This is a genomic window from Salinimicrobium oceani, from assembly GCF_012037645.1.
In genome coordinates this window covers 1-348 of sequence record NZ_JAAVJR010001181.1, presented here as the reverse complement: position 1 = coordinate 348, position 348 = coordinate 1, and the positions used below count along the sequence as shown (strand labels likewise).

General features: G+C 42.0%; 1 pseudogene. It reads right to left on the bottom strand.

The annotated features are described in order from the left end of the window. Positions 1–313, bottom strand: a pseudogene (locus tag HC175_RS21365) (serine acetyltransferase); the annotation flags it as partial. Between the last annotated feature and the right edge of the window lie 35 nt (positions 314–348).

Here is a 348-nt window from a genome sequence, read left to right as displayed (position 1 = left end):
AGTTGGCTGCAGGATCGTTATTTGCAATAGCAACAGCATCAAGGTTGATCTTTTCCAGCAGGTATGGCAGTTTTTGACAGTAATCGTCCCATAACTCAGAACAAGGTTTCCCGGGTTCCCAACAAACCAGGTCTCCCAACTCCTTGAATTCCCTCGCCAGCTGGTCCAGGTTTTCTTCGACAGCTGTATCCCGGTCGAACAGGGTATAAAACAAATGGTTGGTAAAAGCTTCAGCCTTTTCCTTTATTTTAAATCTTAAGTTTGGCAGCTGCTTCTGTTCGGTGATCTTCCTTATAATATCCTTGTGCTCCATAAAACATGATTTTTCTCAAATTTACTAAATGCAAA